We start from the raw sequence: 14420 nt of genomic DNA on the forward strand, positions 1-14420 counted from the left end.
GTCAGGGCATGCGCGTTGTCGCGCAGGGCGATACGCCCGCGTGCAATCGTGCCAGAAATCTTTGCGCCTGTGGTCTTCATGCTCGGGCTTATAGCCGTGCGCTAAAAAACTGGCAACCCCCCACCTATGCTTTTGCCTTTTTCACCAGATGCTGCAGCGTTAGCATCAATCCGCCCGCCAGCAATCCCCAGAAAGCACCGGAGATGCCCGCAAAGGAAACGCCTGACGCGGTGACCAGAAACGTGATCGCTGCGGCCTCGCGCGATTCGGGCGCCTGGAACGCCGCCATGGCGGAGCTCGAGAAGGCACCGACCAGCGCAAGACCGGCGACCGCCTGGATCAGCACCGGCGGCGCAAGCGCTACCGCAGTCGTCACGGCACCGGCAAGCGGCCCGAGGATCAGGTAGCAGATGCCACAGACCAGCACTGCCCAGTAGCGGCGGGCCGGATCCGGATGCGCATCGGGACCGGCACACATCGCGGCGGTGATCGCAGCCAGATTGACCGCATGGCCACCGAAGGGCGCAGCCAGCAGTGAAAAGACGCCGGAGATCGCAAACAGCGGCCCGGGCTTCGGCTCGTAGCCGTTGACCTTCATGACCGCGATGCCGGGAATATTCTGCGAGGCCATAGTGACGATGAACAGCGGCAGGGCGATCGAGATGAAGGCCGGCAGATTGAAAACCGGGGCGACAAACGCGACAGTCGGCAGCAGCGCCCGCCCGACCGCCACCCCTGCCCCGTCGGGAACATCGACGCCGAAGACTACCACCAGCCCGAAGGCCGCAAGCGCTGCCGGAACCGCCCAGAGCCGCTTGAAGGCGCCGACAACCATCCAGGTGAGAACGATCGGCAATCCGAGCAGCGGATTGAACGCCACGGCCTTCACCGGCGCAAAGCAGAGCCCGATCAGCACGCCCGCCAGCATCGCATTGGCAAGCGGCGCGGGAATGGCCGCCACTGCCCGACCCAGCGGCTTGAAGAGACCGGCAATCACGATCAGCAGCGCACAGACGATGAAGGCGCCGACGGCCGCATTGAACCCGCCCTCGACGATCCCGGTGCTGGCAAGCAGCGCCGCCCCCGGCGTCGACCAGGCCATGCTGACCGGCAGCCGCGTCGTGAAGCTCAAGACGATGGCGCAGATCCCGAGCCCCAGAGACAATGCCATCAGGCCCGACGCCGCCTGCGCCTCGGTGGCGCCGACCGCCTGCAGCCCGTGCAGCACAACAGCAAACGAACTGGCAAAGCCCGCGAAGGCCGCGAGAACGCCCATGAACAGGCTTTGAACGGAGAAGTCTTTGAGCATGGCGGGACTCGGGGGATGACTGAGGTCGTGGCATGGAGCACGAGGTGCGCCAGGCATGCAAGGCCGCCGGGACTTCAAGCAGTACGACAAAACACGTCAGGTCGAACACACAACTGGCAAATGCTTGCTATGCGAGCAAAAAAGCCTAATTTAGTTGCGGTGGAGAACCAAAAATCCAGGTGAATGAATGTCGGACGATCCCGATGACCTCAGCAGAGCAGCGGTTGGCCTTTCTTCAGCGGCAATTCTCGCATCGCTCATCAAAACACTGAACGAAAAGAATCTTCTGTCGGACGACGAGGAAAACGCCGTCTATGACGCGGCGATCGCGCTGCTTGGCGACAATGCGGGCGAAGATGAAGATGGCGTCTTCGAACTGGCGCAGGAGATCATCGAAGAGCGCTGGAAGCCGGCGCCGGGCTGACCGGCAGGCGGAAAGAAAAACGGGGCGCGAACGCCCCGGATTGTATCAGATCTCGCTCTGCGAGGTGATGACGCGCGACACCAGGCCGTAATCCTTGGCCTCTTCGGCCGAGAGCCAGTAGTCGCGATCCGTGTCCCTGGCGATCTTGTCGACCGGCTGGCCGGTAGCCACCGAGAAGATCTTGTTCAGGCGCTCGTTCATCTTGATGATCTCGCGTGCCTGGATCTCGATGTCCGACGCCATGCCGCGCGTGCCGCCGGAGGGTTGGTGCAGCAGGAAGCGGGTGTTCGGAAGGCAAAGACGCTGTTCCTTGGGAACGGCGACATAGATCAGCGCACCGGCAGAAGCGACCCAGCCGGTACCGATCATCCAGACCTTCGGCTTGATGAACTTGATCATGTCATGGATCGAATCGCCCGACTCGACGTGGCCGCCAGGCGAGCTCACGTAGATGCGGATGTCTTCGTCGCTGGCTGCGGCAAGCGCCACGAGCTGCGAGCAAACCTTCTGGCCGAGCTCCATGGTGATCGGGCCGTAGATGAAGATCGAACGCGATTTGAAGAGGTTAGCCTCTGCGTCCTTCCCCAAAGACAGTTCCTTGGTCTTGTCCTCTTGTTCTTCGTCGTTCATTCGAACCTCTCTCGGCTTCATTCGGGTTTCCCGGACATAGTGTGACTCAATGCGTAAAACAATGCGGGAAAAAGACAAGCCACGGAACGGGTGAAGATATTCTTATGACAAACCCGAGAACTGCCAGCATTATGCTGCTATCCCCAGGCGGGAGGAAAAGATGACATCGCCTTTGCTTCATCGGGCCGTCAGAAACAACGCGCTCTGGTGCGACGCCGTCTGCGCCGCGCACGGCCAGCGCGGCGAGTTTACCCGCACACTCTGGCTGCACCGTCAGGGCGCCCCTCCCTTCTATCCCGATGCCATCACGCTTACCGGCGCGGAAAGTGCCGCCGAACAGGAGGAGGCAATCGCCGTCCTCGCCCGCTCGCGGCCGGGCGGCTGGGGCATCAAGGACAGCTACTGCGCCCTCGATCTCGCGCCGCAGGGTTTCGGCGTGCTGTTCAAGGCCGAATGGATCGGTCTGGACGCCGATGACGATCTCAATGACGACGGCTCCGGCCTGACATGGGAGCGCGTCGAAACCGCCGGGCAACTCGCCGGCTGGGAGAAAGCCTGGGCGGGCGGCGAACCGCAGGCCACGCCCATTTTCGCCGAGCCGCTGCTGCACAGGGCCGAGATCGCCTTCCTCGCTGCCTATTCCGGCAAGGAGCTGCAGGGCGGCGCCATTCTCAATCACCAGGCCGAGGTGATCGGCCATTCGAATGTCTTTGCCATCAAGGGCAAGGACCAGCTGATCCGGTCCGGGTTGATCAAGGAGGCGCGGCGGCTTTTTCCCGGCGAGCCCATCGTCGGCTACGAGAGAGGCGACGACCTGGAAAACGCCCTGGCGCTCGGCTTCACGGCGCTCGGCCCGCTGCGCGTCTGGGTACGCGACTGAGCTTACCGAAATGTAAGTTGCCAAGGCTTTGAAAAGCCTGAATCCGTTCCTACGTCATTCGTAGGCGGGCTTATCCCGCACGTAACACAGGAGAGAGCCATGTCACCGGAAGAACGCCAATTGCTGACCGGCCTTTTCGACAGGGTACGCACCGCATCCGCAACGCCGCGCGATCGCGACGCCGAGGCGCTGATCGATCAGGGCGTGCGCGAACAGCCCTACACGACCTATTATCTGGCACAGGCCGTCATCGTACAGGAAAAGGGGCTGGAAGCAGCCGCCAACCACATCAAGGAGCTCGAAGAGCGCGTCCGCCAGCTGGAAGCCGGCGAGAGCGAACACCGTCAGGCCGAGCAAGGCGGCGGCTTCCTGAGCTCGATCTTCGGCAGCGGCCAGACACAACAGGCGGCCCAGCCCTCCGGCCCCTGGGGCAATGCCCCGCGCCAGAGCTATCAGGACCGCGGCTACGACGACAATGTCCGCCCGATGCAGCCGCGGCAGCAGCAGCCGTCCGCCCCCTGGAACCCGCAGCCAGACGCGCCTTCGGCCGGCGGCAGCTTCCTGCGCGGCGCGCTCGGCACGGCAGCCGGCGTTGCGGGCGGCATGCTGCTCGCCAATTCGCTGAGCGGCGTCTTCGGCAATCACATGTCGTCGCTCGGCTGGGGTTCGCCCTTCGGCTCCAGCCCGTTCGGCAACACGCCGGCACCCACGGAAGAGACCGTCATCAACAATTACTACGGCGGCGACGACAGCAAGCAGGCAGCCGACAATTCGGCCGGCAACGACGACAACAGCAATATCCAGCAGGCCGACTACGATCCGTCCGACGATGACGATAGCTTTGACGATTCACAGGATAGCGGCGACACGTCGGACGTCTGATATGGGTGGCGTACGGCGCAGGGCGCCGTATGCCACCTCGATGATTAGCCGTGCGGCATCATCCGCTTGAGAACACCGTCGCGCAGCAGATAGTGGTGGCCGAGCGCTGCAAGCGCGTGGCCTGCGGCCAGCACGATGATGATCCAGGCAGCATCGTTGTGCAGCATCTCGTAGGTATGGGCGAGAGGCTTGTCCTGCGCAAACAGGCTCGGCACCGAGAACAGCCCGAAAAACTCGAAAGGCTCGCCCTGCGCCCAGCGCAGCAGGAAGCCGAGGAGCATCTGCGCGATCAGCAGACAGTAGAGAAGCCAGTGCATGCCCTTGGACAACAGGGCGTTGATGCCGGCCTCGGCGGCCGCAAGCCGTTTGCCGCCGGAGCTGCGCCAGACGAGGCGGACGATGAACACGACGGTGAAAAGCAGTCCGAGCGAAATATGAATGGCCTGCAGCTCCTTGCGAAGCGGCGTACCCTTTGGAAGCGAGTTCCAGACATAGGCGGCAGCAAAGAGCGCAATCACGAGGATTGCGGTCAGCCAGTGCAGGGCAATCGTCATTTTGTCGTAGCGGGACGTGTCGGCGGCCGCGCGCGGGGCAGCGGCGGCTTGATCAATGGCCATGATTTTATCTCTTGAATGAAGTGCGTGACAGGATGCCCTCCGCACATAGCGGGCAGGAAACTCTGCTGCAATCCAAGCCACTTAACGCAAAAAGGCGGCCGCGAAATCCGCGGCCGCCAAAAGATGATTATAAATATCGACTAAACGCCGATGCGGATCGCTGCGGCAGGCTTTGCCCAGCGATCACATTTTCGTGCGCGCGCAGGTCAGCCCCGGCCGCGATAGGTCGCGACGCCCTGATCCGGCAGCCAGACATGCTCCGGCGGCTTGCCGGTCTGCCAGAAGACATCGATCGGGATGCCGCCGCGCGGATACCAGTAGGCGCCGATGCGCAGCCATTTCGGATCGAGCAGCTCAACGATCCGCTTGGCGATGTAGACCGAGCAATCCTCGTGAAACGCACCGTGATTGCGGAAGGAATGCAGGAAAAGCTTCAGCGACTTCGATTCCACCAGCCATTCGTTGGGGATGTAATCGATGACGATATGGGCGAAATCCGGCTGTCCGGTCATCGGGCAAAGCGAGGTGAACTCAGGCGCCGTGAAGCGCACGACATAGTCGGCGCCCTGGCTGCCGTTCGGCACCTTTTCGAGAACGGCCGCTTCCGGGCTCGTTGGTGATTCAACCTGCGAACCGAGCTGCGAAAGCCCGCTGACATCCGTCATCGCCATTTCCATGTTCCTTCCAAATCGATCGTCCGTCCACGGGCGCCGATCGTCGCGCACCACATGGATTGCTCATGTGGGACCGCAAATAGTCCTTTTGCGCCGATCTTCCAAGCGGACAAAAAGCGGCGGCGTCTGTCAGCCGGCTTGGCCTACCACTTGACGCGAACGCCGAGCGAGCCGCCCAGGGAGAAATTGTCACCGGCGCCGGACAGCGAGGATTTCGCGGCCATCTCGCCATAGACCGAATAGCGTTCGCCGCCCCAGCTATAGGAACCGCCAAGACCAAGCCCCGCCGAAAGGTCATCGCCACGGCTGGCGAAATGGCTGCCGGCCACGTTCACCGAGACACCATCCAGAAACTCGTAATAGAGATTGGCCGCGCCATAGAGCTTGAGCCGTGTCGCGGTCCCGTCGTCGGCTTGCCAGCTCGCTTCCCGATCCACCGCCATCCCCACCCGGCCGTTCAGGCTGGCGCCGCGGTCAAGCGACACCTCGGCGCCGAACTTGTCGTAGAATCTGCCGAAATCCACGGATGAATAGGTCAGCTGCGCCTTCGGTGTAACCGACCAGGAGCCTGCGATATCAAGACGCTGGCCGGTCTCGATGCTGAGAATGTAGCCGACGGCGCCACTGCCGCTCTTCAGCGGTGAAGCGACGAGATCGGAGCTCAGGTTGCTGTCGTAGAAATTGAGCTGGCTCTGGGCATCGGCATAGAAGCCCTGATCGCCGTACCACGTCAGGGTGCTGCCAAGTCCGAAGCCCGACGTATCGATATGGCCATTGCTGATGCTGGAGCGCAGGTCGCTCGACATCGTGCCGAACTGCGCCGTCAGCCCGCCGATCAGCCTGCCACTACTGCCGTCACAAAGCGCGCCGTCCAACCCGCCCTGCATTCGCCAGATGTCGTAATCATGGCTCGTATCGACGGTGCCATCATTGGCCGTGAGGCGGCCATGCAGACCCTCGGTGCGCAGCCACACGCCTTCGATCTCATCCGCGGCTCCGCCTGCAGATCCATCGGAAACCGTCTGGAAATCGCTCGACAGCATCCGGTCGCCGATGCGCTGCTGAAGCGTGGCGGCCTGATTGAGCCCGAGCAGCATCAGCAGTGGATAGGCCTGATAGACCGGAATACCGGGTTGCAAACCGGCCGAGCGCAGATACCAGTCGCCATCGCCCGGCGTAGTGATGCCGTTCTGATAGAGCCGGTAGGCATAGGCGCCGCCGACGACGGCCTGCTGTCCGTCCAGCACATAGTCGCCGATGAGCGAGAACGTCCCCGCCGAGATGCCGCCGGCATCGACGATCTTGATGCCCTCGACCGTCTGCCCGCCTGCGCCGCCGAGATGCCGCCGGCATCGACGATCTTGATGCCCTCGACCGTCTGCCCGCCTGCGCCGCCGAGATTGACGACACGGACATTGGTATTGCCCGACGTATTGCCGGTCACCACGAGACGGTCGGTCGATGAGGTATCGTCGCCGAGCACACTCTCGATTTCGAGCACGCCGCCGCTGCCGGCATAGTCGCTTGAAATCGTCAGCGTGCCAATCGAATTGCCGGGCGCGATCGTGCCGGCATTGACCGTATTGCCAACTTGCCCAATGCCCTGCAGCCGCCCGCCGGAGAATATGTCGAGCGTGCCGCCGAGAATGCCGTTGACCGACAACGTTCCAGCCTCGACCGAGGTGGTGCCGGCAAAGGCTGCGTTGTTTCCCGTCAGGAAAGTCGTGCCGCTGCCGATCTGGCGGATCATACCGCTGCCGGTGACGAGATTGGCGAAGGTGAAACTGTCCGAACGGTCAAAGGCGAGCGTGCCGTTGTTGGTGATATCGCCGGTGACACTGCCGCTGGTGCCGCCATTGCCGATCGCCAATGTGCCCGCCTGGATATCCCAGTCGGTCACCTCGCTCCCTGTGCCGGTCAGGAACCAGGTGCCCGTGCCGGTCTTCTGAAAGATATCGAAATTCTGGTACTGCGGGCCAATCGCCGAAACATCGAAACTGTCGCTGCCCGTACCGCCGAGGCGTAGCGTATCGGTGGCAACCCCAGCCCCTGCCACGACATTACCCTCGATCACCGATCCTGCCTGCAATTCAAGCGTCATGGTACCCGTGGTCGCCGCAACGGTGCGCGTGATCGCGTCGCTCTGTCCTGCACCGGCCCGGATGGTTCCGCTATTGGTGATGTCGATATCGCTAGCCCCGGTGTTCGACAGGATAGCCACTCCCCCGGCGCCACCTTCGATCGTTCCGCTGTTTGTGACCGCGCCGCTGCCAGCGCGGACAATCAGACCGACACCGCCCAGGCCACCGGTAAGGCCGCCGTCGCCGCCCCGAATCGTCCCATTGTTGACAAGCGTGCCAGCGGCGCCGATGCCGCCGAAATCGACGGCCGCTCCACCCGCACCGGAGGCGCTGGAACCACCGGCAATCGTGCCGTTATTGACCAAGCTCGAACTGGCAAAAATGCGAGTTCCCACACCGCCGGAACCACCGGCGCCGCCGCCTGCGCCACCGGTGATCGTCCCATTGTTGGTAAATGCGGTACGTGTCGTCCACACCGCCACCTGCCCCGCAGTCGTATCCGCCGCACCGGCATTGCCACCGGTCAGCGTTCCCGAGAACGTGACGCCGATACCACCAGATCCGCTTTCCTGAATCGTCAGATTGGCGCGTGTACCGACGGTCGAGGCGTCATAGAGCCCGGTCAGCGTGAAGCCCTGCGTATCGATCGAAATCGGACTGGTCGGCTCCGGCAGGATGCCGGCCGATATCGAGAAGCTGTTGGCCATGACGATCGTCGAACTGGGATCGCCGCTGGCATTTGCCGACGTGATCGCGTTGCGAAGCTCCGTCTCGTTGGTCACCACATAGTCGGCCGCGCACGCAGGAGTGGGCGATAGGCAGGACAGAACGATGGCTGAAAAGCTGACACTTGAAAGCAAGATTGCGGATATCGGTTGGCGCGCAGGGTCAACGCCGCGTGAAATGGCACGCTTGTAAGGTCCGGTCATGGAAATCCTAGATATTGCTAAAACAGAATAATAAGTTTGCAATTCAAAATGCCGGGCCAAGACTTTGACTTCGGCGATCTAGGGATCGATTAGACTGGAATTATTAAACCGATATTGCCGCGCAACAGAGATTATTACTGGACAAAATTGTAGTACTGCGCGGCGCAGCGAAGCAACTTTATGATGCATAGCAAATTTGATTGATATGCAGTTCCCGGAAATACAAAGCGGACACCAGTTGTATTGCAACTCGAAGATGCCGCCGCCATCCGCAACGCAGCGCCGCGACAACGTTGCCGCGCGCATGCGGATTTTCACATTACCGCATGCGCAGGGGCGCCTTGACGATGTCTCCGCCCGGAGACCTTAACGGGCAGACGGCCATATCGGCGCGCCGTCAGGCTTCCTTTATGACTTTGACGCGCAGCCCATGGGCTTTTTCGCCTTCCGGCTCGACGTGAATGGCAATGCTGGCGCCCGGATGCACCGCGCGGATGGCATCTTCAAGGCGGTCGCAGATATCATGCGCCTGGCGCACCGACATGGCAGCCGGAACGACCATATGAAAGTCCACGAAGGTCACCGCCCCTGCCCGGCGCGTCTTCAGATCATGGACGCCGAGAGACCCCACCGCATGCGTAGCGATCGCCTGTTTGATCGCCTCCTCTTCTTCCGGTTCCGCCGCATGGTCCATCAGCCCGCCGATCGAGTGGGAGATGACCTTGTAGCCCTGATAGAGAATGTTGACGGCGACCAGGATGGCGAGCACCGGGTCGAAGATCGGATAGCCGGTGGCGAGCGCCAGAAGCAGGCCGACGAGCACGCCGACTGAGGTCACGACATCCGACATGATATGCTGACCATCCGCCGTCAGCGCCGCCGAGCGATGCTGCGTTCCAACCCGGATCAGCAGCCTTGCCCAGACGAAATTGATGACACCGGCCGCGAAGTTGATCGCAAGACCGAGCACCGGCGCTTCCAGCATCTTGGGATCGCTGAGAAACCCGACGGCTTCCTTGACGATCAGGATGGCCGCGACGACGATTAGCACGCCCTCGGTGACCGCTGAGAGATATTCGGCCTTGTGGTGGCCGAACGGATGGTCGTGGTCGGCAGGCTTCTGCGCATAGCGGATCACGAAGAAGGCGATGAAGGCCGCCACGACATTGACGAAGGATTCCAGGCCGTCGGAGAGCAGCGCCACCGACCCCGTCACCCACCAGGCGGCGAGCTTCAGCCCCATCACGCCGAGCGACATCGGGATGCCCCAGAATGCCAGCCGCCGGACTGTCATATTGCCTTGTTCCGTCATCTCGTATCCCTCTGCGGATGCGAATGAATTGCAGCATTTGGCCCATTCAAACGCAAAACCGCCCACGCGAAAATCGCGCAGGCGGCTAATGCGGCTCATATGGTCGAAGACGGACGATTTGTCAAAGGGCAAGCTCATAAATCCACGTTGACGGATATTACATAACGCGTTATATAACTCGGCATACATAATGGAGCACAGCATGGTTGAAGACATCGTGCGGACATCGGGCCTGTTGACGCTCGGCAGCCGCATGCGCCGCATCGGCGAGCGCCTGCAGGCCGACACGCAACAGTTCATCGACGAGGCGGGCCTCGGCATCCAGGCTGGCCAATATCCGTTCCTGGCAGCGATCGACGGCGCTGGACCGCTGACGATCGGCGAGCTTGCCCAGTCGGTCGGCATCACCCAGCCCGGCGCCACGCGCACCGTCGGCCAGCTATTGGAGCTCGGACTGGTCGATATGCAACCGGCACCGGACGATCAGCGCCGCAGGCTCGTGTCGCTGACGGAAAAAGGCAAGCAGCTCGTCGATGTCTCGCGCGCCGAAGTCTGGCCTCGCATCGCCGCCGCCGTCACCGATCTCTGCGGCCGCCTCGACGGCCCGCTTCTCGATCAGCTTGCGATAATCGAAGACGGCCTGGCCGCTGCATCGCTCATCCGCCGCGCGCCGCCGAAGGAGAAGAAACCATGACACATATCCTCGACCGCCCGATCTGGAACGCGCTGCAGACGGCGCATGCAGGCATCGCCGAAGGCGGCCCGCTGGCCCGGCGCTACCCGCCCGGCATCGTGCCCTTCGCGGCGGCGGCCGACGACACACAGGAAAGCCTGGAAGCGTTGGCTGCACTCCCCCGGCCCGGTGAGACGATGGCGCTTGTGGAGCCCGGATTGACTACCGTTCCGGATGGCCTCGATATCGTCGGCGAAGCAACGCTGATCCAGATGATCGCCAGGACGCCGCATGATCCGCTTTCCGATCCTCGTATCGCTCCCCTGACCGAGGCCGACGCCGAAGAGATGCTGGCGTTAGCGCAGCTGACCAAACCCGGTCCCTTCACCCTCGGCGCCCAGAAACTCGGCACCTTCTGGGGGATCAAGAACAGCGGCAAGCTGATCGCCATGGGCGGTCAGCGGCTGAAGCAGACCGGCTTTACGGAACTGAGCGGCCTCTGCACCCATCCGGATTTCCAGGGAAAGGGTCTCGGCAAGCTGCTCTTCCGCTATGTCGCAGGCCATATCGCGGCATCCGGCGCAACTGCGTATCTGCATGTCAACGCGTTCAACACCGGGGCGATCGCGCTTTACAAGACGCTGGGCTTCGAACAGCGCTGGGAACTCAATCTGAAAATCGTCAGGCGCCGGGACTGACCGGCGCCTAAATACTCCCCTCAGCCTGCCGGGCAGGCTGCGCCCGTATCGACCCAGGCCTTGATCAGATCGCCGAACTCCGCCTGCGTGCCGGGCGCCGGCTCGCGCCCGTCGCCCGGGTTCCAGCCCCAGCCCACCAGGCTGTCATGCGCCATGTGCTCAACGATCTTCGACAGATCGCGCCCGCCATTGCGCTTCGGATCCTTCAGCTGCTGGCAGATCTCGCCGAGCGACTTGCCCACCCAGGCCATTTCGATCGGCGCCAGATGCCAGGCGGGATTGCCGGGGATGCTCTTCAGCGTCGGCGACTGGCCGACGATCGCCGCATTGTCAGGCCCGTGGCAGGTGTTGCACATCATGCCCGGCACGCCCATACCGCCATCGCCGCGCGTCACCGGCGGCTGGTGCGGATGCATCGCCATCGTCTGCAGCGGCCTGTCGCCCGCCGGATGGCAGTTCAGACATCGCGGATGCTCGATCACCTTGCCCGCCTCTTCGAAGAGCGCCACCGACCGCGCCTTCTGATCGGCAATCGATGCGAAGGAGGCGACCGGCTTAAGGGTCGTCTTGTCGGTTTCAGGCGCCGTCTCGGCCAATGCCATGAACGATACGGGCAAGGCCGCAAGGAACGAGAGACCGCCTGCCATGCAGGCGAGTACCAATCTGCTTGTCATCTCCGCCTCCTCAGCTCGTCGCCACGGCAACGATCGGCAGGCTGCGCACCGGCGCACCGGTGAGCCGCCGCCAGGCATTGGCCGTCGCCGGTCCGACCGGCGGCACGCCCGGCTCTCCCACCCCGGTGGGCGGTTCGCCGGATTTGATGACGGCGACCTCCACATCCGGCATCTCGTTGATGCGGATAGACCGGTAATCGTGGAAGTTCGACTGCATGATCGCCCCGCCCTCGCCGAGCGTCACCGCATCGAACAGCACCGCACCAAGCCCATAGCCAATGCCACCCTCCATCTGCGCCTTGATGACATTCGGATTGATCGCCACGCCGCAATCGACGGCGCACCAGACCTTGTGGACCCTCGGCGCCCCATCGGCACCGGCCGAAACCTCGACCACCTGGCCGACATAGGTGTTGAAGCTCTTGACCACGGCAACGCCGCGCTGCCGTCCCTCGGGGACCTTGCCGCCCCAGTCGGCCATCTCCGCCGCCTTCTTGAGAACGCCGGCATAGCGCGGATCCTCCGTCAGCTGCTCGAGCCTTCCCTGCACCGGATCCTTTCCGGCCATCTGGAACAGCTCGTCGAGGAAGGTCTCGACAGCGAAACCGGTATGCGTATGGCCGACCGAACGCCACCAGAGCGGCGGGATCGCCAGCTTCACATTATGCGAGATGACCCTGAGGTTCGGCACGTCGTATGGCAGGTCGGACGCGCCCTCGACCGAAGTGCTGTCGAGATCGGCCTTGCCCATGATCGACTGGCCGACGATCGCCTGATCCCAGGCGACGATCCGGCCATCGGCATTGATCGCGCCACGCATCTTGTGGAGATACATCGGCCGGTAATAGCCGCCGCGAATATCGTCCTCGCGCGTCCACATATGCTTGACCGGCCGCGACTGGTCGGTCGCGGCGAAGACCGACGCCGCCTCCTGCATATAGGGCGAACCGAACTGTGCCTTTCGCCCGAAACTTCCGCCGGTGATCTGCGTGTTCAGCCGCACCTTCGCCGGATCGATGCCGGTGATCTTGGCCGCCGTCGCCTTGTCCATGCCGGGGAACTGCGCCCCGTTGTAGACATCGAGGCTGCCGTCCGCCGCCTTGATGAACACCGCGTCGAGCGGCTCCATCGGCGCATGCGCCAGGAACGGGAAGATGATCTGCGCCTCCAGCGTCTTCAGCGAGGTATCGCTGAAGGCCTTGTCGACATCGCCCTTTTCGGATGCGGTGATGCCTTTTTCCGCCAGCGCCTTCGCATAGTCGGCAGAAAGCTGCCCGCTCGACCGTGTCTCTGCCTGCGACAGATCCCAATCGACTTTCAGCACCGACCGGCCCTTCAACGCCGCAAACGTGTTGTCGGCATAGACGGCAACGCCCTGCGGCAGCTGCTTGACATCGACGACGCCCTTGACCTTACGCGTCTCGCTGTCGTCGAAGGATTTCACCGCCGCGCCGAAATGGTTCGGATGCGCGACGACGGCGACCAGCAGATCGTCAGGAATGATGTCCAGCGTATAGATCGCCTGGCCATTGGTCTTCGACACCGTGTCGAGCTTCGGCAGTTCCTGGCCGATCAGCGTGAACTTGGAGGGATCCTTGAGCTTCACGTCGGCCGGCGGCTTGATACCGGCAGCCTTGGTGGCCAGCGCTCCGAAGCCGCTGTCCTTGCCGGAGGCCGCATGTTTGACCCGACCTTTCTCGACGGTGATCTCACTGGCCGGAACCTTCCACTCATCAGCCGCCGCGGCGACCAGCATGGCGCGCGCCGTTGCCCCCGCCTGACGGAACTGCTCATAGGAATTGGCGATCGACGACGATCCGCCGGTCCCCTGCAGGCCGAAAGCGAGGTTCGCATAAACCTTGTCATCGGCCGGCGAATGCACCGCGCGCATCTGCCCCCAGTCGGCATCGAGCTCTTCGGCGACCAGCGTCGCAAGACCGGTGAACGGCCCCTGCCCGAATTCGATATGCTTGGAAAGGATCGTCACCGTATCGTCAGTGCCGATCCTGACGAAGGTGTTCAGCGTCACCAGCGCGTCCGCGCCGCCCGCCTGCACACCCTTTTCTGCGGCAAAGGCCGAAGTCTTCGGCAGCAGCGCAAAGCCGATCACCAGGCCGCCTGTTGCGGCCAGAAAGCCGCGGCGTGTCGTTGCAATCTCCTGAATGGTCATCGCTCAACCCTCCATCGACGCGGCGGCATTGTGAATGGCCGCGCGGATCCGGTGGTAGGTGGCGCATCGACAGATATTCCCGGCCATCGCCCCGTCGATATCCTCGTCGGTCGGTTGCGGGATGTTCTGCAGCAGCACCACGGCCGACATGATCTGGCCGGATTGACAGTACCCGCATTGCGGCACGTCGATCTTGACCCAGGCAGCCTTCACCGCATCGGCTTCCTTGCCTTCGACACCTTCGATCGTGAAAATCTCGGATCCATCGACGGTGGAGATCGGAGTGATGCAGGAGCGGCGGGTGAAGCCGTCCATATGCACGGTGCAGGCGCCGCATTGGGCGACACCACAGCCATATTTGGTGCCGGTCAGCTTCTCGAAATCGCGGATGACCCACAGAAGCGGCGTATCCGGATCGCCGTCGAACGTCTTCGTCTGTCCATTGAGCGTGAAAGTAACCATGGTCG

14 protein-coding genes and 1 pseudogene are annotated in these 14420 nt (G+C 62.7%); 5 read left to right on the forward strand and 10 right to left on the reverse strand.

The window, feature by feature from the left end:
* Positions 1–124 precede the first annotated feature (124 nt).
* Positions 125–1309, reverse strand: coding sequence for a benzoate/H(+) symporter BenE family transporter (locus tag AC1DV9_RS17045; RefSeq protein WP_477949280.1), 1185 nt, complete (start codon positions 1307–1309; stop codon positions 125–127).
* 187 nt (positions 1310–1496) lie between these two features.
* On the opposite strand from AC1DV9_RS17045, the gene AC1DV9_RS17050 reads away from it, so the two are divergent.
* A complete protein-coding gene (locus AC1DV9_RS17050) occupies positions 1497–1733 on the forward strand; it encodes a hypothetical protein (RefSeq protein WP_112386220.1) in 237 nt (78 codons plus the stop codon).
* A 45-nt stretch (positions 1734–1778) separates the two neighbouring features.
* On the opposite strand, the gene AC1DV9_RS17055 is transcribed toward AC1DV9_RS17050, so the two are convergent.
* Positions 1779–2363 (reverse strand): ATP-dependent Clp protease proteolytic subunit, encoded by a 585-nt coding sequence (locus tag AC1DV9_RS17055; protein WP_112386219.1) that lies wholly within the window; start codon positions 2361–2363, stop codon positions 1779–1781.
* Between the two features lie 160 nt (positions 2364–2523).
* Here AC1DV9_RS17055 and AC1DV9_RS17060 point away from each other — a divergent pair, with 160 nt between their 5' ends.
* Together AC1DV9_RS17060 and AC1DV9_RS17065 are read left to right on the forward strand one after the other, a co-directional pair.
* A complete protein-coding gene (locus AC1DV9_RS17060; protein WP_477949281.1) occupies positions 2524–3243 on the forward strand; it encodes a hypothetical protein in 720 nt (239 codons plus the stop codon).
* Positions 3244–3342: 99 nt separating this feature from the next.
* The gene (locus AC1DV9_RS17065) at positions 3343–4125 is read left to right on the forward strand and encodes a DUF2076 domain-containing protein (RefSeq protein ID WP_477949283.1); all 783 of its coding nucleotides are present in this window, start codon (positions 3343–3345) and stop codon (positions 4123–4125) included.
* A 44-nt stretch (positions 4126–4169) separates the two neighbouring features.
* Here AC1DV9_RS17065 and AC1DV9_RS17070 read toward each other — a convergent pair whose 3' ends face one another.
* From AC1DV9_RS17070 to emfA, 5 genes and pseudogenes are all read right to left on the reverse strand, one after another.
* The gene (locus tag AC1DV9_RS17070) at positions 4170–4742 is read right to left on the reverse strand and encodes a cytochrome b (RefSeq protein ID WP_477949285.1); all 573 of its coding nucleotides are present in this window, start codon (positions 4740–4742) and stop codon (positions 4170–4172) included.
* Between the two features lie 206 nt (positions 4743–4948).
* Positions 4949–5413, reverse strand: a complete 465-nt coding sequence (queF, locus tag AC1DV9_RS17075; RefSeq protein ID WP_477949287.1) for a preQ(1) synthase — start codon at positions 5411–5413, stop codon at positions 4949–4951.
* Between the two features lie 146 nt (positions 5414–5559).
* Entirely contained in the window at positions 5560–6663 is a 1104-nt protein-coding gene (locus tag AC1DV9_RS17080; RefSeq protein ID WP_477949289.1) for an autotransporter family protein, read from the reverse strand.
* A 143-nt stretch (positions 6664–6806) separates the two neighbouring features.
* Positions 6807–8426, reverse strand: a pseudogene (locus AC1DV9_RS17085) (autotransporter outer membrane beta-barrel domain-containing protein); the annotation flags it as partial.
* A 397-nt stretch (positions 8427–8823) separates the two neighbouring features.
* The gene (gene emfA / locus AC1DV9_RS17090) at positions 8824–9738 is read right to left on the reverse strand and encodes a CDF family cation efflux transporter EmfA (RefSeq protein WP_112386338.1); all 915 of its coding nucleotides are present in this window, start codon (positions 9736–9738) and stop codon (positions 8824–8826) included.
* Positions 9739–9940: 202 nt separating this feature from the next.
* Here emfA and AC1DV9_RS17095 point away from each other — a divergent pair, with 202 nt between their 5' ends.
* Both AC1DV9_RS17095 and AC1DV9_RS17100 read left to right on the forward strand, forming a co-directional pair.
* Positions 9941–10432 (forward strand): MarR family winged helix-turn-helix transcriptional regulator, encoded by a 492-nt coding sequence (locus AC1DV9_RS17095; RefSeq protein ID WP_477949291.1) that lies wholly within the window; start codon positions 9941–9943, stop codon positions 10430–10432.
* Positions 10429–11109: a GNAT family N-acetyltransferase gene (locus AC1DV9_RS17100; protein WP_477949292.1), complete on the forward strand. Its 681-nt coding sequence runs from the start codon at positions 10429–10431 to the stop codon at positions 11107–11109. Before AC1DV9_RS17095 ends, AC1DV9_RS17100 begins: the two co-directional genes overlap by 4 nt.
* 20 nt (positions 11110–11129) lie before the next feature.
* Here the strand turns inward: AC1DV9_RS17100 and AC1DV9_RS17105 are convergent, their stop codons facing one another.
* The 3 genes from AC1DV9_RS17105 to AC1DV9_RS17115 are packed head-to-tail and all read right to left on the reverse strand — an operon-like array spanning position 11130 to position 14415.
* A complete protein-coding gene (locus AC1DV9_RS17105; RefSeq protein WP_477949294.1) occupies positions 11130–11783 on the reverse strand; it encodes an Isoquinoline 1-oxidoreductase subunit in 654 nt (217 codons plus the stop codon).
* A gap of 10 nt (positions 11784–11793) precedes the next feature.
* Positions 11794–13953 carry a xanthine dehydrogenase family protein molybdopterin-binding subunit gene (locus tag AC1DV9_RS17110; RefSeq protein WP_477949296.1) on the reverse strand — a complete coding sequence of 720 codons (2160 nt, stop codon included), beginning with the start codon at positions 13951–13953 and terminating at the stop codon, positions 11794–11796.
* A gap of 3 nt (positions 13954–13956) precedes the next feature.
* Positions 13957–14415, reverse strand: a complete 459-nt coding sequence (locus AC1DV9_RS17115; RefSeq protein WP_112515704.1) for a (2Fe-2S)-binding protein — start codon at positions 14413–14415, stop codon at positions 13957–13959.
* Positions 14416–14420 lie beyond the last annotated feature (5 nt).

This window comes from Rhizobium sp. 01L410, from assembly GCF_056400165.1.

Coding starts and splice junctions, on each gene's coding strand:
- AC1DV9_RS17045 (WP_477949280.1), bottom strand. CDS start 1,309: ATGCTCAAAGACTTCTCCGTTCAAAGCCTGTTCATGGGCGTTCTCGCG.
- AC1DV9_RS17050 (WP_112386220.1), top strand. CDS start 1,497: ATGTCGGACGATCCCGATGACCTCAGCAGAGCAGCGGTTGGCCTTTCT.
- AC1DV9_RS17055 (WP_112386219.1), bottom strand. CDS start 2,363: ATGAACGACGAAGAACAAGAGGACAAGACCAAGGAACTGTCTTTGGGG.
- AC1DV9_RS17060 (WP_477949281.1), top strand. CDS start 2,524: ATGACATCGCCTTTGCTTCATCGGGCCGTCAGAAACAACGCGCTCTGG.
- AC1DV9_RS17065 (WP_477949283.1), top strand. CDS start 3,343: ATGTCACCGGAAGAACGCCAATTGCTGACCGGCCTTTTCGACAGGGTA.
- AC1DV9_RS17070 (WP_477949285.1), bottom strand. CDS start 4,742: ATGGCCATTGATCAAGCCGCCGCTGCCCCGCGCGCGGCCGCCGACACG.
- queF (WP_477949287.1), bottom strand. CDS start 5,413: ATGGCGATGACGGATGTCAGCGGGCTTTCGCAGCTCGGTTCGCAGGTT.
- emfA (WP_112386338.1), bottom strand. CDS start 9,738: ATGACGGAACAAGGCAATATGACAGTCCGGCGGCTGGCATTCTGGGGC.
- AC1DV9_RS17095 (WP_477949291.1), top strand. CDS start 9,941: ATGGTTGAAGACATCGTGCGGACATCGGGCCTGTTGACGCTCGGCAGC.
- AC1DV9_RS17100 (WP_477949292.1), top strand. CDS start 10,429: ATGACACATATCCTCGACCGCCCGATCTGGAACGCGCTGCAGACGGCG.
- AC1DV9_RS17105 (WP_477949294.1), bottom strand. CDS start 11,783: ATGACAAGCAGATTGGTACTCGCCTGCATGGCAGGCGGTCTCTCGTTC.
- AC1DV9_RS17110 (WP_477949296.1), bottom strand. CDS start 13,953: ATGACCATTCAGGAGATTGCAACGACACGCCGCGGCTTTCTGGCCGCA.
- AC1DV9_RS17115 (WP_112515704.1), bottom strand. CDS start 14,415: ATGGTTACTTTCACGCTCAATGGACAGACGAAGACGTTCGACGGCGAT.